General features: G+C 58.6%; 24 protein-coding genes, 4 tRNA genes and 1 pseudogene. 9 read left to right on the top strand and 20 right to left on the bottom strand.

Features of this window, described 5'->3' with window-relative positions; genetic code table 11:
* Nucleotides 1-9: 9 nt before the first annotated feature.
* Together ACYZT8_RS10415 and ACYZT8_RS10410 are read right to left on the bottom strand one after the other, a co-directional pair.
* Nucleotides 10-966 (bottom strand): substrate-binding domain-containing protein, encoded by a 957-nt coding sequence (locus ACYZT8_RS10415; RefSeq protein ID WP_461980818.1) that lies wholly within the window; start codon nt 964-966, stop codon nt 10-12.
* Nucleotides 967-1154: 188 nt separating this feature from the next.
* Nucleotides 1155-1592 carry a hypothetical protein gene (locus ACYZT8_RS10410; protein WP_461980816.1) on the bottom strand — a complete coding sequence of 146 codons (438 nt, stop codon included), beginning with the start codon at nt 1590-1592 and terminating at the stop codon, nt 1155-1157.
* A 347-nt stretch (nt 1593-1939) separates the two neighbouring features.
* Between ACYZT8_RS10410 and ACYZT8_RS10405 the strand changes: the two genes are divergently transcribed.
* From ACYZT8_RS10405 to ACYZT8_RS10395, 3 genes are all read left to right on the top strand, one after another.
* Complete coding sequence (locus tag ACYZT8_RS10405) at nt 1940-3028, top strand: asparaginase (protein ID WP_461980814.1); 1089 nt, start codon at nt 1940-1942, stop codon at nt 3026-3028.
* Between the two features lie 168 nt (nt 3029-3196).
* Nucleotides 3197-3487 carry a DUF1654 domain-containing protein gene (locus ACYZT8_RS10400; protein ID WP_461958169.1) on the top strand — a complete coding sequence of 97 codons (291 nt, stop codon included), beginning with the start codon at nt 3197-3199 and terminating at the stop codon, nt 3485-3487.
* A gap of 4 nt (nt 3488-3491) precedes the next feature.
* On the top strand, nt 3492-4181 hold the full coding sequence (locus ACYZT8_RS10395; RefSeq protein WP_461980812.1) for an endonuclease: 690 nt from the start codon (nt 3492-3494) through the stop codon (nt 4179-4181).
* Between the two features lie 57 nt (nt 4182-4238).
* On the opposite strand, the gene ACYZT8_RS10390 is transcribed toward ACYZT8_RS10395, so the two are convergent.
* The gene (locus ACYZT8_RS10390) at nt 4239-5150 is read right to left on the bottom strand and encodes a siderophore-interacting protein (RefSeq protein ID WP_461980810.1); all 912 of its coding nucleotides are present in this window, start codon (nt 5148-5150) and stop codon (nt 4239-4241) included.
* A gap of 100 nt (nt 5151-5250) precedes the next feature.
* The gene (locus tag ACYZT8_RS10385) at nt 5251-5616 is read right to left on the bottom strand and encodes an SPOR domain-containing protein (RefSeq protein ID WP_461980808.1); all 366 of its coding nucleotides are present in this window, start codon (nt 5614-5616) and stop codon (nt 5251-5253) included.
* 250 nt (nt 5617-5866) lie between these two features.
* On the opposite strand from ACYZT8_RS10385, the gene csrA reads away from it, so the two are divergent.
* Nucleotides 5867-6061 carry a carbon storage regulator CsrA gene (gene csrA / locus ACYZT8_RS10380; protein WP_007938114.1) on the top strand — a complete coding sequence of 65 codons (195 nt, stop codon included), beginning with the start codon at nt 5867-5869 and terminating at the stop codon, nt 6059-6061.
* A 194-nt stretch (nt 6062-6255) separates the two neighbouring features.
* Here the strand turns inward: csrA and ACYZT8_RS10375 are convergent, their stop codons facing one another.
* Nucleotides 6256-6711 carry a DUF2214 family protein gene (locus ACYZT8_RS10375; RefSeq protein ID WP_461980806.1) on the bottom strand — a complete coding sequence of 152 codons (456 nt, stop codon included), beginning with the start codon at nt 6709-6711 and terminating at the stop codon, nt 6256-6258.
* 107 nt (nt 6712-6818) lie between these two features.
* Here ACYZT8_RS10375 and ACYZT8_RS10370 point away from each other — a divergent pair, with 107 nt between their 5' ends.
* Nucleotides 6819-7541: an alpha/beta fold hydrolase gene (locus tag ACYZT8_RS10370; protein ID WP_461980804.1), complete on the top strand. Its 723-nt coding sequence runs from the start codon at nt 6819-6821 to the stop codon at nt 7539-7541.
* Between the two features lie 376 nt (nt 7542-7917).
* Nucleotides 7918-8664 (top strand): carbonic anhydrase, encoded by a 747-nt coding sequence (locus ACYZT8_RS10365; protein ID WP_461980802.1) that lies wholly within the window; start codon nt 7918-7920, stop codon nt 8662-8664.
* Nucleotides 8665-8736: 72 nt separating this feature from the next.
* Here ACYZT8_RS10365 and ACYZT8_RS10360 read toward each other — a convergent pair whose 3' ends face one another.
* Nucleotides 8737-8931: a hypothetical protein gene (locus tag ACYZT8_RS10360; protein WP_461980800.1), complete on the bottom strand. Its 195-nt coding sequence runs from the start codon at nt 8929-8931 to the stop codon at nt 8737-8739.
* A gap of 251 nt (nt 8932-9182) precedes the next feature.
* Between ACYZT8_RS10360 and ACYZT8_RS10355 the strand changes: the two genes are divergently transcribed.
* On the top strand, nt 9183-9416 hold the full coding sequence (locus ACYZT8_RS10355; RefSeq protein WP_461982414.1) for a PAS domain-containing protein: 234 nt from the start codon (nt 9183-9185) through the stop codon (nt 9414-9416).
* A gap of 144 nt (nt 9417-9560) precedes the next feature.
* A pseudogene (locus ACYZT8_RS10350) lies at nt 9561-9881 on the top strand (methyl-accepting chemotaxis protein); the annotation flags it as partial.
* 104 nt (nt 9882-9985) lie between these two features.
* Here ACYZT8_RS10350 and ACYZT8_RS10345 read toward each other — a convergent pair.
* Nucleotides 9986-10062 (bottom strand) — tRNA-Val (locus ACYZT8_RS10345).
* Between the two features lie 183 nt (nt 10063-10245).
* Between ACYZT8_RS10345 and ACYZT8_RS10340 the strand changes: the two genes are divergently transcribed.
* Complete coding sequence (locus ACYZT8_RS10340; RefSeq protein ID WP_461980798.1) at nt 10246-11529, top strand: NAD(P)/FAD-dependent oxidoreductase; 1284 nt, start codon at nt 10246-10248, stop codon at nt 11527-11529.
* 315 nt (nt 11530-11844) lie between these two features.
* Here the strand turns inward: ACYZT8_RS10340 and ACYZT8_RS10335 are convergent, their stop codons facing one another.
* The 13 genes from ACYZT8_RS10335 to accD all read right to left on the bottom strand — a co-directional run bounded on the left by ACYZT8_RS10335 (nt 11845) and on the right by accD (nt 23843).
* Nucleotides 11845-14268 carry a TonB-dependent siderophore receptor gene (locus ACYZT8_RS10335; RefSeq protein ID WP_461980796.1) on the bottom strand — a complete coding sequence of 808 codons (2424 nt, stop codon included), beginning with the start codon at nt 14266-14268 and terminating at the stop codon, nt 11845-11847.
* A 67-nt stretch (nt 14269-14335) separates the two neighbouring features.
* Nucleotides 14336-15286, bottom strand: coding sequence for a FecR domain-containing protein (locus ACYZT8_RS10330; protein WP_461980794.1), 951 nt, complete (start codon nt 15284-15286; stop codon nt 14336-14338).
* A complete protein-coding gene (locus tag ACYZT8_RS10325) occupies nt 15283-15792 on the bottom strand; it encodes a sigma-70 family RNA polymerase sigma factor (RefSeq protein WP_461980792.1) in 510 nt (169 codons plus the stop codon). Before ACYZT8_RS10325 ends, ACYZT8_RS10330 begins: the two co-directional genes overlap by 4 nt.
* Before the next feature lie 248 nt (nt 15793-16040).
* Nucleotides 16041-16117: transfer RNA gene (locus tag ACYZT8_RS10320), tRNA-Asp, on the bottom strand.
* Between the two features lie 105 nt (nt 16118-16222).
* Nucleotides 16223-16299: transfer RNA gene (locus tag ACYZT8_RS10315), tRNA-Asp, on the bottom strand.
* Nucleotides 16300-16354: 55 nt separating this feature from the next.
* A tRNA-Val gene (locus tag ACYZT8_RS10310) sits at nt 16355-16430 on the bottom strand.
* Between the two features lie 257 nt (nt 16431-16687).
* Complete coding sequence (locus ACYZT8_RS10305; protein ID WP_461980790.1) at nt 16688-17464, bottom strand: SDR family oxidoreductase; 777 nt, start codon at nt 17462-17464, stop codon at nt 16688-16690.
* Nucleotides 17461-18672, bottom strand: a complete 1212-nt coding sequence (locus ACYZT8_RS10300; protein WP_461980788.1) for an O-succinylhomoserine sulfhydrylase — start codon at nt 18670-18672, stop codon at nt 17461-17463. Before ACYZT8_RS10300 ends, ACYZT8_RS10305 begins: the two co-directional genes overlap by 4 nt.
* A gap of 73 nt (nt 18673-18745) precedes the next feature.
* Complete coding sequence (gene purF / locus ACYZT8_RS10295) at nt 18746-20251, bottom strand: amidophosphoribosyltransferase (RefSeq protein ID WP_007905939.1); 1506 nt, start codon at nt 20249-20251, stop codon at nt 18746-18748.
* 41 nt (nt 20252-20292) lie between these two features.
* Nucleotides 20293-20853 carry a CvpA family protein gene (locus tag ACYZT8_RS10290; protein ID WP_461980786.1) on the bottom strand — a complete coding sequence of 187 codons (561 nt, stop codon included), beginning with the start codon at nt 20851-20853 and terminating at the stop codon, nt 20293-20295.
* 98 nt (nt 20854-20951) lie between these two features.
* Nucleotides 20952-21635, bottom strand: coding sequence for an SPOR domain-containing protein (locus ACYZT8_RS10285; RefSeq protein ID WP_461980784.1), 684 nt, complete (start codon nt 21633-21635; stop codon nt 20952-20954).
* Nucleotides 21619-22926 (bottom strand): bifunctional tetrahydrofolate synthase/dihydrofolate synthase, encoded by a 1308-nt coding sequence (folC, locus tag ACYZT8_RS10280; RefSeq protein WP_461980782.1) that lies wholly within the window; start codon nt 22924-22926, stop codon nt 21619-21621. Before folC ends, ACYZT8_RS10285 begins: the two co-directional genes overlap by 17 nt.
* Nucleotides 22923-23843, bottom strand: coding sequence for an acetyl-CoA carboxylase, carboxyltransferase subunit beta (accD, locus tag ACYZT8_RS10275; protein WP_461958154.1), 921 nt, complete (start codon nt 23841-23843; stop codon nt 22923-22925). The genes folC and accD overlap by 4 nt, the downstream gene beginning before the upstream one ends.
* Between the last annotated feature and the right edge of the window lie 39 nt (nt 23844-23882).

Genomic DNA, 23882 nt, shown 5'->3' with positions numbered 1-23882 from the left:
CCAGAAGGGTTACTTGGTGACGAGCTCTACTGGAGTTTCGATCACGCCGTTGGTGCCGCTGTCGACCTTCTCGCCCTTGATGATTTTCAGCGCGGTCTCGATACCGAACACGGCTTGCCTGGCGGCAAACTGGTCAGCGGTCGCCAGGACCCGGCCGTCTTTCAACATTGGTTTGATGGCGTTGATATTGTCGTAACCGACCACTTGCACCTTGCCCGCCTTGCCTGCCGCACGCACGGCGGACACTGCACCGACGGCCATGCTGTCGTTACCGGCCAGCAGGGCTTTGACTTCCGGGTATTCGCTGAGGATCGAGGCGGCAACCTTGTTGCCCTTGTCGATCTCCCAGTCACCGGACTGCAACGAAACAACCTTGATCTGCGCCGCTTCCATCGCGTCTTTGAAGCCTGCGGTGCGGGCCTGGGCGTTGGTGGTGGTGGACACGCCTTCGATGATGCCGACTTCGTCACCGGCCTTCAGCTGCTTGGCCAGGTATTCGCCGACCAGACGCGCGCCTTTGCGGTTATCCGGGCCTACGAACGGGACGGTGATGTTCTTGCTTTTGACCACGGCCGGGTCCAGCTGGTTATCGATGTTGATCACGGTGATACCGGCATCGATGGCTTTCTTGATCACCGGAACCATGGCCTTGGAGTCAGCCGGCGCGATGACCAGCGCATTGACCTTGGCCAGAATCATTTGCTCGACGATGCGTGTCTGGCCAGCGGTATCCGTTTCATCCTTGATGCCGTTGGAGATCAGTTCGAAATCGCCGGAATGGTCTTTCTGATACGCCTTGGCGCCGTCTTCCATGGTCAGGAAGAACTCGTTGGCCAGGGATTTCATGACCAGCGCGACTTTGGGTTTTTCAGGGGTCTCGGCGAATGCCGAAGAGACAGGCAGCGCGGCGGATGCGGCAGCCAGCATAGCGACAGCAAGAAGACGTCCAGCGAATGGCAGCTTCATGGGTTCACTCCGATCTTATGATTATTGTGAGCAACGCTTGCGCCGGCGTAGGCTTCATTGCGTCCGTTAATGGTTATAGCCATCACGAACAGCGCGCAAACGTTTGCGTAGACCGAACTATGCGAACCCTGCTGTGATTTGTCAACGACCTGTTTTGTGTCAGGGTTGGCAAAAACCAACCCTCCACGTTAAGCCGTCGTGCTGACCAGACCGCCAGTGCTGGAGTCTTTCGCCAGTTCCTTCACCAGATTGCCCGCCACCTCCGCCAGCGCGCCATTGGTTTCGCCGATCTGCCCCTGGATCGCCATGACGACTGTGGCTTTGGCTTCCTCGGTTGGATAGGACGCTGCCTGAGCGGCTGCCAGTTGCTGCTGTTGTTCGCGCAGTTGCTGTTGCAGTTCCTGCATGCGTTTGAGCAGCATCTTCACCACGATGCTGTGGGTGCTTTGGCTCTCGGATGTGCTTTCTTCCTGAGCAGCACCACCGGTCCTGACCTGGTTTTCTTCTTTTCCAGTCAGCTGCGTCGACGTTTCTTCCGTCGCTTCGCTCAAGGCATTGATGGTCGACGGGGACTTGCCCCCGATGGTGATTGCGCCCGCATTTGGAAAACCAACAGCAAAAGACATGTGAACTCCCGAAAAAAATATCCCTTGAAGAGGCATCGACCTGCGCGCGGGATTCTTTAGCACGGATTCTTTATCTGACAAGGCGATGTGTTCACCAGAGGTCGTAGGCCTTTTCGGAGAGCCGAACGCGAATCCTCAACTTATTCGGAAACCCGGACGCCAGGCTGTTCAACACCGATAGCCAATTGGATAAATATTGATATAAATCATCATGTTAAAAGTTTTTCTCATTCAACGTATGGCTGGTACAGATCCTGCTCTTCACCTTTACCCCAGGCGTTCAGATCTGCCTGGGGCGTATCTAGATGAACTTGCATCAGCACCGTCTCACTACTAGAGAGAAAATAATGAAATCTGCCTTCAAAACCTTTATTCCGGGCGCTTTGGCCCTCCTGCTGCTCCTGCCTACTGCCCTTCAGGCAAAAGAAGTCGAAACCCAACAGAAACTGGCCAACGTGGTGATCCTCGCCACCGGCGGCACCATCGCCGGCGCTGGCGCGAGCGCCGCTAACAGCGCGACCTACCAGGCGGCGAAAGTCGGTATCGAACAGCTGATCGCCGGGGTTCCGGAACTCAGCCAATTGGCCAACGTTCGTGGCGAACAGGTCATGCAGATCGCCTCGGAAAGTATTACCAACGACAACCTGCTGCAGCTGGGTCGTCGCGTGGCCGAACTGGCCGACAGCAAAGACGTCGACGGCATCGTGATCACCCACGGCACCGACACCCTGGAAGAAACCGCCTACTTCCTGAACCTGGTGGAAAAAACCGACAAGCCAATCATCGTCGTCGGCTCCATGCGCCCAGGCACCGCAATGTCGGCTGACGGCATGCTCAACCTGTACAACGCCGTTGCCGTCGCCAGCAGCAAAGAAGCCCGCGGCAAAGGCGTCCTGGTGACCATGAACGATGAGATCCAGTCGGGTCGCGATGTCAGCAAAATGATCAACATCAAAACCGAGGCGTTTAAAAGTGCCTGGGGCCCGCTCGGCATGGTGGTTGAAGGCAAATCCTACTGGTTCCGTCTGCCGGCCAAGCGCCACACCATGGACTCGGAATTCGACATCAAAACCATCAAGAGCCTGCCTGACGTCGAAATCGCCTATTCCTACGGCAACGTCAGCGACACCGCCTACAAAGCACTGGCTCAGTCGGGCGCCAAAGCGATCATCCACGCCGGTACCGGCAACGGTTCGGTCTCTTCTCGCGTGGTCCCTGCCCTGCAAGCCCTGCGCAAGGACGGCGTGCAAATCATTCGCTCGTCCCACGTCAATGCCGGCGGTTTCGTCCTGCGTAACGCCGAACAGCCTGACGACAAGTACGACTGGGTCGTGGCACATGACCTGAACCCGCAAAAAGCCCGCATCCTGGCCATGGTCGCGCTGACCAAGACCAACGACAGTAAAGAGCTGCAACGGATGTTCTGGGAATACTGATTCACCCTCGCCCGACCGATTCCGGCCGGGCACTGCATTCACCACTCGCCAGCCTTGGCGAGTGGTTCACGCCCTTCCGATATTCCGATAAAAATTTTCCCTTCTTCCTACACCAAACGGAAAAAACTGCTGTCAGAGGATTTTCTTGAATTTTAAGCAGTTGCGAAAATGCCTACAGTTAAATACTGTATGCACGTACAGCTTAATAAGGATAATCCCGTGGCCACTACCTCCGCCTCTCCTGACACCTATGAACGCATGGGCATGCGCGTTCAGAAAATCATCAATTCCCCCACCGCTCAGAAAGCCAAAGCCGCACTGATCTTCCGTCTACCAGACGAACCTGTGGATGAGTGGGAGCAATTGCTCGAAGAAATCGATGAGAACGACAACGTCACCCTCGCCTATCGCGACGATGGCGGTGTGCAGATTTTCTGGGTTGTGCCGAAGGAAGATTGAGTCAATGAGTGTCCGCTGGTTTGCTTTGCTGTTTCTGTTCATCACCCTCGGCGCCCAGGCTGGCGCCCCACGCACCTTCAACGAAGCCAAGAAAGTCGCCTGGAAGTTGTACGCGCCGCAATCCACCGAATTCTATTGCGGCTGCAAATACACCGGCAACAAGGTCAACCTCGCCGCGTGTGGGTATGTGCCGCGCAAGAACGCCAAGCGCGCCGCCCGCATTGAGTGGGAGCACATCGTTCCGGCCTGGCAGATCGGTCATCAGCGCCAGTGCTGGCAAGAGGGCGGACGCAAGAACTGCACGCGCTACGATCCGATCTATCAAAAGGCCGAGGCTGATCTGCACAATCTGGTGCCGAGCATCGGCGAAGTAAACGGCGATCGCAGCAATTTCAGTTTCGGTTGGCTACCGGTGCAATCGGGTCAATATGGTTCGTGCCTGACCCAGGTCGACTTCAAGGCGAAGAAGGTCATGCCCCGCCCTTCCATTCGCGGCATGATCGCCCGGACGTATTTCTACATGAGTAAACAGTACGGTTTGCAGCTGTCGAAACAGGACCGCCAACTGTACGACGCGTGGAACAAGACCTACCCGGTTGAAGCCTGGGAACGTCAGCGCAACCAGAGCGTGGCCTGCGTGATGGGTCGCGGCAACGAGTTTGTCGGGCCCGTGGACATGAAAGCCTGCGACTGATCGACCGCTGAAAAACAAAAAGGCCTCGGGGGTAATACCCAAGGCCTTTTTTCGTTTCTATCCGCCGCTTTTGTTGTAGCGCCAGTAGCCCATCAGATTGAGTGACTCCCGAGCGATGCCGCGCTCCTTGATCAAATACTTGCGCAGGTTCATCACGGCAACCGTTTCTCCGGCGATCCAACCGTAGAAACCGTTACCGGTCGAGTCCGACGTCTCCCAGAGAATCTCTTCGTCGACATCGACTTCCGCCAGTTCCACCGTTTCGTGAGTCAGCGAAGCCGTGACCGGCAGCTCCGCCCGACGGACCGCTTCGACCATCAGCGCGCCTGCTGCCCTATCGCAGGAATGTTCCCGGACCAACCACTGCACTGACAGACCCGGCCACTCAGGCAACGGCAATGCGTCTTCTGCGCTGTCTACCTCAAAAAATGCCTGAGTTGCCGGCGGCTCGGCCAAGGCAGCCATCTCGTCCAGAATGCCGAGAGCGGCGGGCAATGCCGTGGCATCGGCCACCAGCAACAGATGCTTGAGCATGTGAGGCGGCTTCCACTCGAAACCTCCCGCGTCTTGCGCTGAAAACTGGCGATCAGGTGCGACGATCTGGATAGGCTCGCCCGCCACCGCACGGATCGCCCAGCGGGAGGCCGGACCGGCTTCACCATGCAAGACGAAATCGATGTCCACTTCGCCTTGCTCAGCCCGCAAATGTCGAATGGTGTAAGTGCGCATCGCCGGACGCTGGGCGACCGGCATTGATCGGTAGCGCGCATACCAATTCGGGTCATGAGCCAGCCTGGCAGGCGACCCATCCTCGGCCGGGAAGAACAGTTTTACCCGTTGATCCGGCGCCCAGGTGGCCATTTCGGTGACCATAGGACCGGCCAGGGTCACGCGCATCAAATGAGGGCTGAGGTTTGTTTTGTGCGCAAGAACCGCGTCGAAGATTTTGTAAGGGGTGGCGGAGGCCATGGAGAGCTCCTTCTGGGATCGACAGTGACTACGCTTAGAGACGAGTCAATGTGGATCCCCTTTAAGGTGCGTCGACAAAAGGCTCCCGCGGAAAGAACCGTTACTGGGCTACGGGACGCTCAAGCACCAGCGATTCGATGTTCCGTTTCTTTGCCCGGGTGAGCGCCGCAGCCACCTCTGCCTGTTTGGCTTCGGCCTCGGCTTTCGAACTGAACGGCCCGAGCAGAATACGGGCCTTGCCGTTTTCCATGACGACGCTTGAAACAAAGCTGTGCTCGATCAGCCAGCCGCTCAGGTCGCTGACCGCCTGGGGTGTTTCGCCTCGCACTTCGAGATCCCATTGCGGCCCGGTGGCTGACGCAGGTGCGGAAACGACTGCCGGTTTCGGCTTTTGAGCGTCAACGCCCTTGCCTGCATCGCACCCAACCAACGCCAGTACTGCGATTACCAAGACCATTTTGCGCACAACGTGTCCCCCTGAATGCTGAAAGCGGCGATTTTAACATTCATGAATACTTCCCGAGTGCCGCAAAATGGGCGCAAAACAACGAGAATGATGGTTGCGGCCTCTGTATAGTTACGCCTTGGGAATTAATGCAGCATCTGCGCGTCAGAAAGAGGCACCCAAACCGTGAGACTTCGCACTAATCTATACATACCACCGACCTCTGCACTGTTCGAATCAGGTGCCCTACAAAGCAATCAAGGAGAAGACCATGCTGATACTCACCCGCAAAGTCGGTGAAAGCATAAATATCGGTGACGACATTACGATCACCATTCTGGGCGTGAGCGGCCAGCAAGTCCGGATCGGCATCAACGCGCCGAAAGACGTCGCAGTCCATCGCGAAGAAATTTACCAACGCATTCAGGCTGGCCTGACCGCTCCAGACAAGCCACAAACACCCTGAATCCTGTTGCAGTCAGTAGCCAGCCCGTTCAACTCCGGACAACGGCTGGCTAAAGATTCAAGCGCCGTATCGCCATCCGTTGATTCGTTCGCCCCTTCCTGTTGAAAACGTGAAGCCGATATTAACGGCACGCCCCCTGCCCTGAATGTCAGACGTTTCGGATTAATCCCGAGGAAGAGTGTGATCAGACTCGGCTAACCAAACGTCACGCCACGCACCATGCCCGTGGCAGCCACAACCATCAGTAACACCAGCAACCCTTCGACATGACTGATCCGTGCAAACAGCTTCGCGCGCCCGGTATCGATCACCGCGCCACGGCTGAGTGCGATCCGCCACTTGATCAGCGTGATCATCGGCGCCACTTCAAGCAGCAGGATCAGAACGAAGAGCGTCATCTTGAGATGGAACAATGGCTGGTGAAGGTAGTAATCAGTACCTTTTTCGTACCCACCGAAGGCACGCATCCCACCGGTGACCAGGAGGATGACGGCAGAAATGCCCCACAGGTTATCGGCCATCAACACACGGCGAGCCTCCCCCGCCCCGGCAGCCAGGCGGCTAAATGCCGTCCCCCGCGTCAGTACGGCCCAGAACCCCAAGGCAAGAGCCAGCAGGTGAATTGCCGCAAGCGACCAATGAATCAGCATCGATAGACTCCCATCAGACTGAGTTTGAGTTTGGCCAGTCAGTAGTAGTCCAAAAAACCGTGGTTCGCCTGATTCCCGCAGGCGGCGTTTCGCAAAGGATTGAGTACATGGATCGACCAAAAGCGCCCACGCTTGTATTACTGCCAGGGATGGATGGAACAGGCGAACTCTTTGACTGGTGTTTACCGGCACTGAAAGCGGATTTCGAGACCGTCGTCGTGACCTATCCTTGTGACATCCCGTTGAACTACGCAGAGCTTGAGGCGATCGCCCGCCAGTCGCTGCCCGCCGACAGGCCGTTCATCTTGCTCGGCGAATCGTTCTCGGGCCCTATCGCCATTTCACTGTCGGCGTTGCGTTTGCCGCAACAGGTGGGGCTCGTCCTGTGCAGCACATTTGCGAGCAACCCACGACCGCTCTTCAGGCACCTGAGTTTTCTGATGGCCGCGATGCCGATCCGTTATCTGCCTGTCGGCTGGATCAGCAACGTTTTACTAGGCGGATTTTCCACCAAGGCTTTGCGCACGGCTCTGTGCCAGGCCATCAAGCAAGTCCGCCCCACAGTGATGCGTTCAAGATTAAGCGCGGTTCTCGCTGTCGATGTGTCCGAAAAACTGGCCTGGATCAACGTGCCCACGCTTTATCTTCGCGCCACCCGTGACTGGGTGGTTCCGGAGACTGCGTCGACGCTTGTCTCATCGATCAAGCCGGACATAAATGTCATCGATGTCCAGGCTCCGCATTGCCTGCTTCAGGTTTCACCCATAGAAGCAGCACGGCATATCGGCGATTTTTCAGAGCGCAGGGAAATAGCTGAGGTGTCTGTTTGATGGTCGAGCGAACCAGGACGAATCTCAGGCAAAAAAAAATCCCAAGCAGCTGATGGACGCTTGGGACTTAAAAATGCATAAACCGTGGTGGTGAACGCGGGGCGATCATAGCCCAACAGCTCACTTGTAACAATATATTTTCGATCACCGTCTGGTTAAAAAAAATCGTAACCTATTAAATATCCACACTATTCTTATGGTTCCTAGACGATAACCTCGTTGCACCCAAAGTAACAAATTTCTAAACAGCAAGCCTGGAAACAGCATCGGAAACATAACGTTACAGACCGTCTAGACTCCATCACACCAGTGCTGAAGGTTCCTTGAGCACTCGCTTTTGACAGCAATTCCCTCCCTTTCACCTGAGTGCACAGCCATGTGTAAATCGTGTGATTCAACCCCGACTGAAACCGAAAATGATCGCCGCAAGTTCCTTCGATTAGCCGGACTCGGAGCAGGCGCTCTGTTACTGGCAGGCGCCCTGCCCAACCAAGTCCTCCAGGCTGCGGAGAAAACCGTACCCAAACCGCAAAACTCAATCAGCCCTGACCAGGCCCTGCAAAGACTGATGGAGGGAAATGAACGGTATGTTTCCGGCACCTCCAAGACACATGACTTCAAGGACGAACGAGAAGCCCTGGTCTCTGGCCAGAACCCGTTTGTGGCGGTGCTCAGTTGCTCTGACTCGCGCATCGCCCCCGAGTACGCCTTTGACACCGCACGAGGCGATCTTTTTGCCATACGCGTGGCCGGCAACTTCGTCACCGATGAGGGCTTGGCAAGTCTTGAGTACGGTATTGCAGTGCTCGGCGCACCCTTGATCCTCGTGCTCGGACATGAGGACTGCGGCGCCATCAATGCGGGGATAAAGGCGGTCAAGGATCACACCGTTTTCCCTGGTCACATCCCAAAACTGACTGATGCACTAAAGGCTTCTATCGAGACAGTGCTCAAGGAGCCCGGAAACCTTCCTACCAACGCTGTTACGCAAAATGTCAAAGACTCGGTGAAGCGCCTCAAAAATGCCTCGCCACTACTGACTGATGCGCTTGGCAAAGGCACGTTGAAGATAGTGGGCGGCGTCTATCGCCTGGCGAGCGGCAAAGTAGACCTGATCGCTTGATTCATAACGCGCACATCGCCCGTCATTGAGATGGCCGAATGCGAAGAGCCCAGCGCGATGGCTGGGCTCTGGTTATTTTCGGTTTTCCATCATCTTGTCGGCAAGTGCCTTGGCCCTTTCGATCAACAGGTTCTGCCTGTCGTCGTGAGTAGCCCCTCCTACAACCGGTGCCGTCAGATTGCTTTCCGCAATCAACGCAGCGCAGAAGTATTGATCCCAAACAGCCCTGTCTTCAGATGCCTGTTTATTCATTTGGTCGGCGATCATATGCGGCTCCTTCTGGTGAGGTAGCACTGCTATCTTACGCCCGAAATGCAAACGACCTGAGCAGACGGCGACAAAAGCAAGCGCGAACACAAACACACTTTCCGACGCGCGACACGTTCATGTTGAATGGCTCGTTAACCTTCTGCAGATTGTTGCCGATGCCTCTGGCTCAGGGCATTGGAGCAATACAGATGAGAAACAATCAACCCGTTACACAACGCGAGGTTGCCCTTTGACCTCAACAGAAACTCATCTCGACAACGGACTCCCGAGGGGTCATTACTTACTGTAACGACGCCTTCGTAGAAATCAGCGGTTTCAACAAGTCAGACCTGATAGGCGCCCCTCAAAACATCGTTCGTCATCCTGACGTGCCATCCGCGATATTTGCCCATATGTGGAATGCCCTCAAACAAGGTAACCCCTGGATGGGCATCGTCAAGAACCGTTCAAAGAACGGCGACCACTACTGGGTCAACGCCTAAGTCACGCCCATATTTGAAGGCAGCCAGGTCGTTGGTTATGAATCGGTCAGGGTAAAACCGAGCATCGAACAGATCCGCCGCGCCGAGGCACTCTATAAACGAATCAGCCTGGGCAAGTCAGCCGTTCCCGGCAGCGACACATGGCAACCCGTCTTGTTAGCACTGAATGCCGCAATCGAAGCGGCGCGCGCAGGCGAAATGGGTCGAGGCTTCGCGGTCGTCGCGGACGAAGTGCGCCAATTGGCACAGCGCACAACTGAGTCCACTACCCAGATTCATGGCCTGATTTCCAAGTTACAGGTCTCTTCCAACAATGCCGTGAAGACGATGGAAAGCGGCCAGCGCCAAGCCGAAGAGGGCGTCGCGTGGGTGCTAGAGGCAGATAAAGCCCTCATCGGCATCAGTGAAGCCGTTGCCAACATCACCGATATGACAACCCAGATAGCGGCGGCGACTGATGTCTAGTCCTGAAATAGGTTTACACCTGTTTCAGGATGGGACACAGACAACAAAAAAGGGCCCACCTTTCGGTGAGCCCTTCTAGACCGCCCAGCAGAGCGGATTTTGTTTGGTAGGCGCGATTGGACTCGAACCAACGACCCCCACCATGTCAAGGTGGTGCTCTAACCAACTGAGCTACGTGCCTGCTGTGAGGCGGCATTCTACGGAATTCCGAAGGGGTGTCAACACCTTTTTTCGAGCTAACCCTATGAATATGCAAAATATTTAATTTCGCGGTAGCGAAGAAGATTTTCCGGTGGCTGGCGGTCGATTTTTAACTCGGGTAGGATCGATGCACTCGTAAAATATATTAAACAGAGGCAGCCGGATGGCGAACACCCCCTACCCCGAATCCTATTACGCCGCGTCGGCCAATGCGGTTCCGCCGCGTCCGGCCTTGCAGGATGACGTAGAGACTGATGTCTGTGTGATCGGCGCCGGCTACACCGGGTTGTCCTCCGCCCTGTTTCTGCTGGAAAACGGCTTCAAGGTCACGGTGCTGGAAGCCGCCAAGGTGGGTTTCGGCGCGTCGGGTCGTAACGGCGGCCAGATCGTTAACAGTTATAGCCGCGACATTGATGTGATCGAGCGCAGCGTCGGTCCCAAGCAGGCTCAGTTGTTGGGGCAGATGGCGTTTGAGGGCGGGCGGATCATTCGTGAGCGGATCGCCAAATATAATATCCAGTGCGACTTGAAGGACGGTGGCGTGTTCGCCGCCATTACCGGCAAGCAGTTGGGGCATCTGGAATCGCAGAAGCGCCTCTGGGAACGTTTTGGCCATACGCAACTTGAGTTGCTGGATCAAAAGCGCATTCGTGAAGTGGTGGCCTGCGATCAATACGTCGGCGGCATGCTCGACATGAGCGGCGGGCACATTCATCCGCTGAACCTGGCGTTGGGCGAAGCGGCGGCGGTCGAGTCGCTGGGCGGCACGATTTATGAGCAGTCGCCGGCGGTACGCATCGAGCGCGGCGCGAATCCGGTGGTGCATACGCCACAAGGCAAGGTCAGGGCCAGGTTCATTATCGTTGCCGGCAATGCTTATCTCGGCAATCTGGTGCCGGAGCTGGCGGCCAAGTCGATGCCCTGCGGGACTCAGGTCATCACCACCGAGCCTTTGAGCGATGAATTGGCCAAGCGCCTGCTGCCGCAGGATTACTGCGTCGAGGACTGCAATTATCTGCTCGATTACTACCGGCTGACCGGCGACAAACGCCTGGTCTTCGGCGGCGGCGTGGTTTATGGGGCGCGGGATCCGGCGAACATCGAAGCGATCATCCGGCCGAAGATGCTCAAGGCGTTCCCTGAGCTCAAGGACGTTAAGATCGATTACGCCTGGACCGGCAATTTCCTGCTGACCCTGTCGCGCCTTCCTCAGGTCGGACGGATCGGCGACAACATCTACTATTCCCAGGGTTGCAGCGGCCACGGCGTGACGTACACGCACCTGGCGGGCAAGGTGCTGGCCGAAGCGTTGCGTGGTCAAGCCGAGCGTTTCGACGCGTTTGCCGATCTGCCGCACTACCCGTTCCCCGGCGGACAATTGCTGCGCACACCGTTTGCGGCATTGGGTGCGTGGTATTACGGACTGCGGGACAAGTTCGGGTACTAACCGGCACAACAACGATTTTTTGGGGGCGAGCCTGCTCGCGATGAGGCCATCACTTTCAACATCAATGCTGCCTGTCATTCCGTTATCGCGAGCAAGCTCGCTCCCACAGGGGAAATGGTGTCTCCCCAGAGAGGGAATGGTGTTTAGAGCCGTTCCCGTGGATCTCAAGTCTCGCAGAAGCCCTTATTGACGATGCAAAGGGCTGTGTTGACAGTGCAAAGCTGACCGAATGATCAAATCAGCACGACATTGCGCCGTGATAACTCAATCATCAGCCACTTAAGCAGACCTTCGTTCACCTGTAGCTGGACCGATTCAGAAATCGACCGTCGCCGAAAGCAGGTAAGTCCGTGGTGTCGAAAGCGTCAACCCAGGCTCGCTGTCATCCGAGGCGCCGGCCGAACTCCAGTAGCGTTTGTCCGCCACGTTCTCGATGTTGGCGCGCAATGTGATGTTCTTTTCCTCGACCTTGAACGCGTAGCGTGCGCCCACGTCGAAACGCTCCCAGGAATCGATTTCCTTGTTGTTGGATTGATCCAGGTACTGCGAGCTGGAATAGATGCCACGGCTGGTGAGGGTCAGGCCCTCTACGGTCGGCACGTCCCACTCGGCGCCCAGGTTGACGTTGTATTTCGGCGTGGCCGGCGCCCGGTTGCCGTCGAAGGCGCCATTGGTGGTGTTGGTCAACTCGCTGTCGATGTACATGACACCGCCGAGCAGGCGGAAACCATCCAGCGGCTCACCGAACACACTCAGTTCCACTCCTGTGTTCTCACGCTTGCCGTTCGGGCCGAAGACCCGCGTCGTGGCGTTGGTCTCGTACGCCGGTTGCTTGATCCGGAACACTGCGGCAGTCACGGCAAATGCACCCGCGTCATATTTGGCGCCGACTTCGACCTGGCGGCTGATGAACGGCGGGAAGATTTCGTCCTCGTTTACCGAAGTCGACGGTGCGATCTTGCCCTGGCTCAGGCCTTCCATGTAGTTGGCATACAGCGACAACTTGTCTGTCGCCTTGAACAGGATGCCGCCCGACGGCGAAACCTTTTCCTCATCGTAGGCCGTGTCGCCTTTGACATTATCCGACCAGTCGTCAACCTTCACCCGCTGCCAGCGGGCGCCGAGGGTCAGCAGCAACCGATCATCGAAGAAGCCCAGGGTGTCGGACAATGCCACGCCACTGAAGCGGTTCTCGGTATAGACCTTCGCATCCTGTCGCGTGGGTCTGACCGGCGTCGGTGTTTCCACCGGGTTATAAAGATTGCTGGGCGCCGCCGCATAACGCGCGCCACCATTTTCGAAGTCCATGTAGAAATAGCTGGCTGCCAGATTGACCTCATGGCTCACCGGGCCGGTATGGAACCAGTTACGCACCCCAGCCGTGGCCGTCCGGACATTTTCGTCGCGGGTGAAATCACGTGGCTGAACACTGAAATCACCTGCGTTGTTGGTGACCGCAACGGCATGCCGGAGAAAGTCATGGTTGCTTTTGCGCGCGCCTACACCGCCGTACAGCATGACGGAATCGTTGACATCGAATTCGCCGTTCACCGTGCCAAACGTGTCGTTGGTGCTCGCTTTGCTCCACGGCTGCGCATAGTTGTGGCGCACATCGCTGGCACGCGGAACCTGTGCGTTGGCGTTGACCTGCACGCGTTCCTGCGGCGCGTCGGTGTCACGCTCGGTGCGCCCGATGTCCGTCGAAAGCCGCAAGCGTTCACCGCGGAAATCCAGACCCAGCACGGCCATCTCGCGGTCGACATTCTGCTGATCCCATTCGGTGTCGCCGGACTGCTTGACGCCGTTGAAACGAATGCCGAACTTGTTGTCTTCACCAAAGCGCCGGCCGACATCCACGGCACCGCCGACCTGACTGTCGGACGCGTAGCTGCCGGTGAACGAAGTGATGGGTTTGTCGGTGGCGCGCTTGGGCACCACGTTGATCCCGCCCCCCACGCTGCCCCGCGGCGAGATGCCGTTGATCAGCTGGCTCGGTCCCTTGAGGACGTCGACGCGGTCGGCCATTTCCATGTCGATCGTGTAGGTCGGCAGGACGCCGTAGAGACCGTTGTAGGCAACATCACTGTTGAACAGGCTGAGCCCGCGGATGGTGAACTGCTCATAACGCCCGCCCGCCGGGTTGGTGGCGCGAACCGACGGATCGTTGGCGATCAGGTCGCCCAAGGTACGCGCCTGCTGGTTTTTGACCACCTCGCTGGTGTAGGTGGTCATGCTGAACGGCGTTTCCATAAAGTCTTTCGAGCCCAGCAAGCCTTGCGAACCGCGGCGCGCGACTTGGCCGCCGGCATACGGATCACCGTCAACCGGGTCAATGGCACCGAGAATCGAGGTGGCGCCCAATTGCAGGCCGCTGCCTTCTGGCGCCGGGGTCAGAATGTACACTTGTTCGCCCACCGGCTGCAGTTGCAGACCGGAACCCTGCAACAGTCGGGCAAAACCCTCCTCCACAGCGAATTCACCGGAAAGGCCAGGGCTGTTGCGCCCGCTTACCAGCGCCGGGTCCACCGAGAGGTTGACACCCGCCAGCCCGGCAAAACGGGTCAGCGCCGCGCTGAGGCTGCCGGCCGGCACCTGATAACTGCGTCGGGGCGCGTCTTCGGCCCAACCGGCGGTGATGAACAACGGACAGGCACTGAGGCTCAGCAACAGACTCAAGTGCATTAACGGGCGCAAGCGGGATGAAGCCAAACGCGGACTGGACGGGAACACTGCGGGCATTGAAGAAGTTCTCTTAGTTCGTTCACTTGCCTTGAATGACAAGCGACGCGAAAAAAGGGGACACACTTCAAACACTATTTTTACGCGGGAGCAGCGTTACCCAATAACGCGTACGCGTATGCACCTCCAACGGCAGGCTGGCCGCCAGTAGCGCGAGGATACGATCGGTGTCTTCCAGGCGAAAACTGCCGGTGACGCGCAAGGATTCCAGTTCCGGCTCCCAGCGCAGCACGCCTGGGCGATAGGTGCTGAGTTCGCGCAAAAAATCCCCCAGTGGCTGGTTCTGCGCCATCAACACACCGTCGCGCCAGCCTGGAGCAAGCACGTCGAATGACTCCACAGTGCCGGCACCCGCTGCCTGAAGGCTGACCTGCTGGCCTGCGCGCAACGAAAAGACCGGTCCGTGCAAAGGCTGCAACTGCACCGTGCCGTTGAGCACCGATACCTTGCAGCCCGTCTGCCACTGACGAACGCATACTTCGCTTTGACTGACGACTACCTGGCCGAAGTGCGTCTGGATCGTCAGCGGCGAAGTGCCGGGGACTTTCAGGGCTATTTCGCCCTCAACAAGCTTGAGTAGACGATTGTTCAGATCGATATCGACGGCGCTCGCGGTGTTCAATTGCACGGAGCTGCCATCGGCCAACTGGACTTTTTTGCCCTCCCCGGTCGCCGTCCGCAGGTCAGCACCCCAGGCATCCAACGGCAACTGCCGACTGATCAGCCAGGCGGCCGGCACCAACGCCACCGCACCGACGGCGCGCTTGAGCACTGCGCGTCGGCTCGGCTGCGGGCGATCCAGACTGGCCATCGCCAAAGCTGACGGCAGGTCGGTGAAGCGCTGGCGCAAGCGTTGCGCTTTTTGCCAGGCCTGCTCGTGGCTGGAATGGCTGTCGCGCCATGTCTGCAACTCGGCTCGGTCCTGCTCATTGGCAGTGCCCGATTCCATCAGTGCCAGCCACCGCGCGGCAGCCCGTATGACTTGGCGGGCGTCGGCCGAAGGGGCTGAACCGATCACAGATCCACCAGCAGGCAGTGCTCGTACGCTTGGGCCATGTAGCGCTTGATCGTGCGCTCCGAGACTTGCAGGCGCTCGGCAATTTCCTGATAGGCCAAGCCTTCCAGTTGACTCCAGAGAAACGCCCGTCGTACCGGGGTCGGCAATCCATCGAGCAATTCGTCGAGGGCTTGCAAGGTTTCCAGCAGGATCCAGCGCTGTTCAGGGGATGGCACGCAGTCTTCTGGCAGCAGCGCCAAGGCATTGAGGTAAGCCTGCTCCAGGCTGCGACGCTTGTAGAAGTTGGTCAGCAGCCGTTTGCCCACGGTCGCCAGATAGGCGCGGGGTTCTTGCAGGTCAGCAATGCGCTGGGAGCTGGCGAGCAAACGCACGAACGTATCCTGGCTCAGGTCCGCGGCATCGTGACCATTGCTCATGCGTCGTCTCAACCAGCTCTCAAGCCAGCCGCGATGGTCGCGGTACAAATCGTGGAAGGTTTGCTCCTCCGGCATCGCTGCATCACTCATTTCAAGAAGCCCTGTGCCAGGAGTTATCGTAAATGAGAGTGATTCTAATTAATGTCGGGCGTGCGAAGGAAGCCCTTTATGCATCGGCTGAGCAGAAAGGTTTGATTGGCAAGGTATGGAGGAAGGAAAAGCCAAATCGCAGATACAAAAAACCCCGGTCTTTCGACCAGGGTCTTTGCTATCGACTCGAAGACTGCCAACGGCTTTCTTCGTAGCTCCAAGGCGTTCAGCGGGCCTTGAAGCAGATATGGCGCAGCGGACGGGACTCGAACCCGCGACCCCCGGCGTGACAGGCCGGTATTCTAACCGACTGAACTACCGCTGCGTATCGCTTTGGACTTGCGTCCAAGTAACTCGTCTGACTGAAAGCTCCGAGATTTTTCAATCTCTCTTTCAATCTCGAATCAGGGCAAGCCTGACTCGGAAAATATGGCGCAGCGGACGGGACTCGAACCCGCGACCCCCGGCGTGACAGGCCGGTATTCTAACCGACTGAACTACCGCTGCGCGTCGGTGGAGGCTTTTAAAAGCGTCCATCTTGCTTTCGCAAGACTCTCGGATTTGGTGGGTGATGACGGGATCGAACCGCCGACATTCTGCTTGTAAGGCAGACGCTCTCCCAGCTGAGCTAATCACCCGTTTGCATCTCCGAGGCCGCGAAATTTACGCAGGTAGCGAACCTAAGTCAATAGCAGGATTGAAGTTTTTCTGAAAAAGACAAAATCGTTGCAATCCACACCTGAGCCGCAAACCGTCAGACCGCCTTCGCGAGCAGGCTGGCTCCCACAGTGGAACGCGTTTAGTCAGGCGACATGCTTTCAAAATGTGGGAGCGAGCTTGCTCGCGATGGGGACAGCACATCCAACATCAATGCTGAAGACAGCCCCCTTCCCACTTACTCGCTGTAAATCATCTTCTTGGTCATGCCGCCATCGACCACAAACTCCTGGCCCGTGACGAAACCGGCATTCTTCGACAGCAGCCACGCCACCATCGCCGCGACATCTTCGACGGTCCCTACCCTGCCCGCCGGATGCTGGGCATGGTCGGATTCAGTCAGGGGTTCGGCCCGTCGTGCCACCGGGTCTCGCGCATCGATCCAGCCGGGGCTGACCGCGTTGACGCGAATTTCCGGCCCAAGGCTGATGGCCAACGCGTGAGTCAGGGCCAACAGACCGCCCTTGCTCGCCGCATAAGCCTCTGTGTCCGGTTCGGACTGCGCAGCGCGGGTCGAGGCCAGGTTGACGATCGCACCGCTGTGAGCGCGCAGGTACGGCGCGCAGTGCTTGGCCAACAGCATCGGCCCACTCAGATTGACCGCCAGCACCCGATTCCAGTAAGCCAGATCGAGGCTTTCCAGAGTGATGTTGTGTGGATCGGCCACCGCCGCGTTACACACCAGCGCATCCAGACGCCCGAATTGCCCCAGCACCTCCGCGACGCCCAACGCCACTTGCCCCTCGTTCGAGACGTCCATGGCGATGAACCAGGCGTTTTCGCCCAGCACCTTCGACACTTTCGAACCGCGCTCCCGATCCAGGTCGGTCAGCACCACCTGCCAGCCTTCGCTGATCAACCAGGCTGCGATCCCCAGCCCGATGCCGCGTGCGGCACCGGTGACCAGTGCAACGCGGCAATGGGTGCCCGTACCCGGCGTCGACAACTCGATCAAAAGGCAGCCAACCCGCGCGCCAGATCGGCTTGCAGGTCAGCCACGTCTTCCAAACCGACCGCGATGCGGATCAGGCTGTCACGAATGCCCGCCGCTTCACGCTCTTGCGGCGCCAGACGGCCGTGGGAGGTGGTGCTCGGGTGCGTGATGGTGGTTTTGCTGTCGCCGAGGTTGGCGGTGATCGAAATCAGACGCGTCGCGTCGATAAAGCGCCAGGCGCCCTCTTTACCACCCTTGACCTCGAAACTCACCACGGCGCCGAAACCCTTCTGCTGACGCAGGGCCAGTTCGTGCTGCGGATGGCTCTTGAGGCCGGCGTAATGGACTTTCTCGATGCCGACCTGCTGCTCCAGCCACTCGGCCAGCTGCTGGGCGTTGGCGCAATGCGCCTTCATGCGCAGGCTCAGGGTTTCGAGACCCTTGAGGAAGATCCAGGCGTTGAACGGACTCAGGGTCGGCCCGGCGGTACGCAGGAAACCCACCACTTCTTTCATCTGCTCGCTACGACCGGCGACAACGCCCCCCATGCAACGACCCTGGCCGTCGATGAACTTGGTCGCCGAGTGCACGACGATGTCCGCGCCCATCTTCAGCGGCTGTTGCAACGCCGGGGTGCAGAAGCAGTTGTCGACCACCAGCATCGCGCCTTTGGCGTGAGCGATTTTCGCCAGTTCGGCGATGTCCACCAGTTCGGCCAATGGATTGGACGGTGACTCGACAAACAGCAATTTGGTGTTGGCCTTGATCGCCGCATCCCAACCGGACAAGTCCGCCAGAGGCACGTAATCGACTTCGATGCCGAAGCGCTTGAAGTACTTCTCGAACAGGCTGATGGTCGAACCGAACACGCTGCGCGACACCAGCACGTGATCGCCGGCGCTGCACAGGCTCATCACCACCGCCATGATCGCTGCCATGCCGGTTGCCGTGGCCACCGCTTGCTCGGCGCTTTCCAGCGCGGCAATGCGCTCTTCGAACGCGCGCACGGTCGGGTTGGTGTAGCGCGAGTAGACGTTGCCCGGTACTTCACCGGCAAAACGTGCCGCCGCGTCGGCAGCGGTACGGAAGACATAGCTGGAAGTGAAGAACATCGGATCACCGTGTTCGCCTTCCGGCGTGCGGTGCTGACCGGCGCGTACGGCCAGGGTATCGAACGCTACGCCTTCGAGGTCGCTGTCCAGCCGACCGGCATCCCAATCCTGACTCATGCTGTCACTCCTTTCCCTATTCTCGTCAATGAAAAGCCAGATACAAAACCGGCCCCTCAGGGCCGGTAGTTACTCAGTTGTTGTACAGATCAATGATCGCGCTGACTGCCTGCGTCTTGACCTTGGAGGCATCGTTACGTGCCTGCTCGATCTTGTTCAGGTAAGCCTCGTCGACGTCGCCGGTCACGTACTGGCCATCGAACACCGCGCAATCGAACTTCTCGATCTTGATCTTGCCGCCACCGACCGCTTCGATCAAGTCAGGCAGGTCCTGATAGATCAACCAGTCGGCGCCGATCAGATCAGCAACGTCCTGGGTCGAACGGTTGTGGGCGATCAGCTCGTGAGCGCTTGGCATGTCGATGCCGTAGACGTTCGGGTAGCGAACGGCCGGGGCCGCGGAGCAGAAGTAGACGTTTTTCGCGCCGGCTTCACGGGCCATCTGGATGATCTGCTTGCACGTGGTGCCGCGAACGATCGAGTCGTCCACCAGCATCACGTTCTTGCCGCGGAATTCCAGCTCGATGGCGTTGAGCTTCTGGCGTACGGATTTTTTCCGCGCAGCCTGGCCAGGCATGATGAAGGTCCTGCCGATGTAGCGGTTCTTCACGAAGCCTTCGCGGAACTTGACGCCCAAGTGGTTCGCCAGCTCCAAGGCCGCGGTGCGGCTGGTGTCCGGAATCGGGATGACCACGTCGATGTCGTGATCCGGACGCTCGCGCAGGATCTTCTCGGCGAGTTTCTCACCCATGCGCAGACGGGCCTTGTAGACCGACACGCCGTCGATGATCGAGTCCGGACGCGCCAGGTAGACGTGTTCGAAGATGCACGGGGTCAGGGACGGGTTGGTCGCGCACTGACGGGTGTGCAGCTTGCCGTCTTCAGTGATGTAGACCGCTTCGCCCGGTGCCAGGTCGCGAATCAGGGTGAAACCGAGCACGTCCAGGGAGACGCTTTCGGAGGCAATCATGTACTCGACGCCTTCGTCGGTGTGACGCTGACCGAAGACGATCGGGCGGATGCCGTGCGGGTCGCGGAAACCGACGATGCCGTAACCGGTCACCATCGCGACGACTGCGTAACCACCGACGCAACGGTTGTGCACGTCGGTGACGGCAGCGAACACGTCTTCTTCGGTCGGCTGCAACTTGCCGCGCTGGGCCAGTTCGTGTGCGAACACGTTGAGCAGCACTTCCGAATCGGAGTTGGTGTTGACGTGGCGCAGGTCAGATTCGTAAATCTCCTTGGCCAGCTGTTCAACGTTGGTCAGGTTGCCGTTATGCGCCAGGGTAATGCCGTAAGGCGAGTTGACGTAAAACGGTTGAGCTTCGGCCGAGGTCGAGCTGCCCGCGGTCGGGTAACGCACATGGCCAATGCCCATGTGGCCGACCAGGCGCTGCATGTGACGCTGATGGAACACGTCACGCACCAGGCCATTGTCCTTGCGCAGGAATAACCGGCCATCATGGCTGGTCACGATACCGGCAGCGTCCTGGCCGCGGTGCTGGAGGACGGTTAGCGCGTCATACAGCGCCTGATTGACGTTCGACTTACCGACGATACCGACGATGCCACACATGCGACGCAACCCCTACTTAATGGATCTGAACTGAACACAACTCACTGAGGCGTTTTGGCCATCGGCAAGAGGTGCTCCTTGAACGGTATCTCAGCGGGTACGCTGATACCGCTGGCAAGCCACTGACTGCTCCACCCGAGGATCAGGTTTTTGGACCAGTCTGCAACCAATAGAAATTTTGGCACGAGCTGCGACTGTTGCCACCACCCGTCCTGCTGTACCGGCCCCAGGCTCAACAGCCCGACCGCCACGACCACCAGCAACACGCCACGCGCGGCGCCGAAGGCCATGCCGAGGAATCGATCGGTCCCGGACAACCCGGTGACGCGAACCAACTCGCCGATAAGATAATTGACCATTGCGCCTACGATTAAAGTGGCGACAAACATGATGGCACAGCCCGTGATCACACGAGCCGATGGCGTTTCGATGTATCCGGCGAGGTACTCGGACAATGCACCACCGAACATCCAGGCGACGACTCCTGCGATGATCCAGGTCACCAGCGATAATGCTTCTTTGACGAAGCCGCGGCTCAGACTGATCAATGCGGAGATGGCGACGATTGCAACGATCGCCCAGTCAACCCAGGTAAATGGCACAGTGCAGCCTACAGACGGATAAGGCGGCGCATTTTAGCAGAGCCCATGGCTATCGGTAAGCTGCGATTGTCAGTGCATTTCAAATCGGGGCGATAGTTTTAACCACGCTCAGGCTGGAAACGCACCACAAACCCCTTGAGGTTCTTCTGGCGGCCCAACAAGTCGCGCAGACGATCGGCTTCTGCGCGCTCGATCAGCGGTCCGACAAACACCCGATTCTTGCCATCTGCCGTACGGATGTAGGCGTTATAGCCCTGACTGCGCAGGTCTTTTTGCAGGCTTTCGGCACTTGCACGGCTCGACAGGCTGGCCAGTTGCACTGACCAGCTGACCGACAGACCATTGGCATCGACGCGACTTTGAGTCGTATCAGGTTTGCCCGGTGCGGCAGAAATTGGCTGAGACGGCGCTGTTGCAGGCTTGGCTGCCAAAGCAGGCACCGGAGCGGGTGCGGCCGGTTTGGCGACTGGTGCAGGTGCAGGCGCCACTGGCGCACTCGGTGCAGCGGGCGCAATCGGCGTCGACGGCACTGCTTCCTGCTGAGCGATTTCGTCATCACTCGGCACCGGCTCTTGAGGCAGCGCTTGCGGCTCAGGCACCACCACCGGCTCGACCTGCACTTGCGGCACCGACGGTGCTTGCGGCGCAGTCGGGGCTTCGACCGTCACTTGACGCTGCTCATCCTGGCGGGAAAACAGCATCGGCAGAAAAATAACCGCCAGCGCCACCAGAACCAGGGCGCCAACCATGCGTTGTTTGTATGCCTTATCCAGCAATGCCATTTGCCGCTTCCTCCGTGGAGCGCCGGGCCAGCCATTCAAGGGCCTCGGCAACACAATAAAATGATCCGAACAACAGAATCTCGTCGTCGCTCGTCGCCAGCGCGCACTGCCCTTCCAGGGCGGCGGCCACGCTGTCATAGGACGTTACCGAAGCGCCAAGGTTCTGCAACGCCGCCTGCAAATCGGCAACCGGGCGCGCGCGCGGTGAATCCAGCGGCGCGACAGCCCATTGCTGGACACTAGCATTCAATTCACTGACAACACCATCCAGATCCTTGTCCGCCAGCAATCCGAACACCGCCAGACGCTTGCCGACCGGCGGACGGCTGGCCAGACGGCGCGCCAGATACTCGGCCGCATGCGGGTTATGCCCCACATCCAGCAACAGGTTCAGGCGCTTGCCCTGCCAGTCGAACTGACGGCGATCGAGACGACCGACCACACGCGTCGCTTTCAGGGCCTCAATAATCTGTGCATCTACCCAAGGCAGACCGAGCAACAGGTAAGCCTGCAAGGCCAGTGCAGCGTTTTCCATCGGCAGGTCGAGCAATGGCAGATCACGCAACTCAACCGCACGCCCGTGAGCATCTACCCCGCGCCATTGCCAGTTTTGATCAGTGATACCGAGATCAAAATCGCGGCCACGCAGGAAAAACGGGCAATTGAGCTCGCGTGCTTTATCCAGCAAAGGTTGCGGAGGATTCAGGTCGCCACAGAGCGCAGGCGCGCCCTGACGGAAGATGCCGGCCTTTTCATAAGCCACGGATTCGCGGGTATCGCCCAGATAATCGGCGTGATCGACACCGATGCTGGTGACCAGCGCCATGTCGGCATCGACCACGTTGACCGTATCCAGACGCCCACCCAGGCCGACTTCCAGCACCACGGCATCAAGCCCTGCCTGTTGAAACAGCCAGAACGCCGCCAGGGTGCCCATTTCGAAGTACGTCAGGGACGTCGCGCCACGGCCCGCCTCGACCGCAGCAAAGGCTTCGCACAGCTCGGCGTCAGTCGCTTCGACGCCGTTGACCTGCACCCGCTCGTTGTAACGCAGCAGGTGCGGAGAATTGTAGACACCAACGTTCAGGCCCTGCGCCCGCAGCAACGAAGCCACGAATGCGCAGGTCGAACCCTTGCCGTTGGTGCCGGTGACCGTGATCACCCGAGGCGCCGGCTTGCCCAGTCCCATGCGGGACGCTACCTGTTGCGAGCGCTCAAGGCCCATGTCGATGGCCGAAGGGTGCAACTGCTCAAGGTAGGCGAGCCACTCGCCAAGGGTACGTTCGGTCATAGGTTGGCAGGTACCGGTGGAACCACGATCGGCTCGATGGGTGCGGCGACGAATTTCGGCGTCGGCAGGCCCATCATTTGTGCCAGCAGGTTGCCCAGGCGTGGACGCAGTTCCTGACGGTGAACGATCAAGTCGATCGCGCCGTGTTCCAGCAGGAACTCGCTGCGCTGGAAGCCTTCCGGCAGTTTTTCGCGAACGGTTTGCTCGATCACGCGCGGACCGGCGAAGCCGATCAGGGCTTTCGGCTCACCGACAATCACGTCGCCCAGCATCGCCAGACTGGCGGAAACGCCGCCGTAGACCGGGTCGGTCAGCACGGAAATGAACGGAATGCCTTCTTCACGCAGACGCGCCAGTACCGCGGAGGTCTTGGCCATTTGCATCAGGGAGATCAGGGCTTCCTGCATCCGCGCACCACCCGAGGCGGCGAAGCAGATCATCGGGCAACGGTTTTCCAGCGCGTAGTTGGCGGCGCGGACAAAACGCTCACCAACGATGGCACCCATCGAACCGCCCATGAAGGAGAATTCGAAGGCCGAGACCACCACCGGCATCCCCAGCAGGGTGCCGCTCATGGAGATCAGTGCGTCTTTTTCGCCGGTCTGCTTCTGGGCAGCGGTCAGGCGGTCCTTGTACTTCTTGCCGTCGCGGAATTTCAGACGATCAACCGGCTCCAGGTCCGCGCCCAGCTCGTTACGGCCTTCGGCGTCGAGGAAGATGTCGATGCGCGCGCGGGCGCCGATACGCATGTGGTGGTTGCACTTGGGGCAAACGTCCAGGGTCTTTTCCAGCTCCGGACGGTACAGCACAGCCTCGCAAGACGGGCATTTGTGCCACAGACCTTCAGGCACCGAGCTCTTCTTGACCTCGGAACGCATGATCGAAGGGATCAGTTTGTCTACTAACCAGTTGCTCATGCTTTCTTTCTCCAGTACCGGCGGCCCGAACGCTCTGGT

This window comes from Pseudomonas sp. LB3P93 (assembly GCF_054898025.1).
Note: the sequence above shows the minus strand (reverse complement) of the source record. Positions and strands in the feature narration are given on the sequence as shown.

What these genes read in the sequence shown, in the direction of transcription:
- ACYZT8_RS10390 (WP_461980810.1), bottom strand. Translation starts at nt 5,150, where the DNA reads ATGGCCTCCGCCACCCCTTACAAAATCTTCGACGCGGTTCTTGCGCAC.
- ACYZT8_RS10360 (WP_461980800.1), bottom strand. Translation starts at nt 8,931, where the DNA reads ATGATCGCCGACCAAATGAATAAACAGGCATCTGAAGACAGGGCTGTT.
- csrA (WP_007938114.1), top strand. Translation starts at nt 5,867, where the DNA reads ATGCTGATACTCACCCGCAAAGTCGGTGAAAGCATAAATATCGGTGAC.
- folC (WP_461980782.1), bottom strand. Translation starts at nt 22,926, where the DNA reads ATGACCGAACGTACCCTTGGCGAGTGGCTCGCCTACCTTGAGCAGTTG.
- ACYZT8_RS10415 (WP_461980818.1), bottom strand. Translation starts at nt 966, where the DNA reads ATGAAGCTGCCATTCGCTGGACGTCTTCTTGCTGTCGCTATGCTGGCT.
- ACYZT8_RS10395 (WP_461980812.1), top strand. Translation starts at nt 3,492, where the DNA reads ATGAGTGTCCGCTGGTTTGCTTTGCTGTTTCTGTTCATCACCCTCGGC.
- ACYZT8_RS10405 (WP_461980814.1), top strand. Translation starts at nt 1,940, where the DNA reads ATGAAATCTGCCTTCAAAACCTTTATTCCGGGCGCTTTGGCCCTCCTG.
- ACYZT8_RS10285 (WP_461980784.1), bottom strand. Translation starts at nt 21,635, where the DNA reads ATGGCATTGCTGGATAAGGCATACAAACAACGCATGGTTGGCGCCCTG.
- ACYZT8_RS10365 (WP_461980802.1), top strand. Translation starts at nt 7,918, where the DNA reads ATGTGTAAATCGTGTGATTCAACCCCGACTGAAACCGAAAATGATCGC.
- ACYZT8_RS10410 (WP_461980816.1), bottom strand. Translation starts at nt 1,592, where the DNA reads ATGTCTTTTGCTGTTGGTTTTCCAAATGCGGGCGCAATCACCATCGGG.
- ACYZT8_RS10370 (WP_461980804.1), top strand. Translation starts at nt 6,819, where the DNA reads ATGGATCGACCAAAAGCGCCCACGCTTGTATTACTGCCAGGGATGGAT.
- ACYZT8_RS10335 (WP_461980796.1), bottom strand. Translation starts at nt 14,268, where the DNA reads ATGCCCGCAGTGTTCCCGTCCAGTCCGCGTTTGGCTTCATCCCGCTTG.
- ACYZT8_RS10375 (WP_461980806.1), bottom strand. Translation starts at nt 6,711, where the DNA reads ATGCTGATTCATTGGTCGCTTGCGGCAATTCACCTGCTGGCTCTTGCC.
- ACYZT8_RS10340 (WP_461980798.1), top strand. Translation starts at nt 10,246, where the DNA reads ATGGCGAACACCCCCTACCCCGAATCCTATTACGCCGCGTCGGCCAAT.
- purF (WP_007905939.1), bottom strand. Translation starts at nt 20,251, where the DNA reads ATGTGTGGCATCGTCGGTATCGTCGGTAAGTCGAACGTCAATCAGGCG.
- accD (WP_461958154.1), bottom strand. Translation starts at nt 23,843, where the DNA reads ATGAGCAACTGGTTAGTAGACAAACTGATCCCTTCGATCATGCGTTCC.
- ACYZT8_RS10325 (WP_461980792.1), bottom strand. Translation starts at nt 15,792, where the DNA reads ATGAGTGATGCAGCGATGCCGGAGGAGCAAACCTTCCACGATTTGTAC.
- ACYZT8_RS10300 (WP_461980788.1), bottom strand. Translation starts at nt 18,672, where the DNA reads ATGAGTCAGGATTGGGATGCCGGTCGGCTGGACAGCGACCTCGAAGGC.
- ACYZT8_RS10400 (WP_461958169.1), top strand. Translation starts at nt 3,197, where the DNA reads ATGCCTACAGTTAAATACTGTATGCACGTACAGCTTAATAAGGATAAT.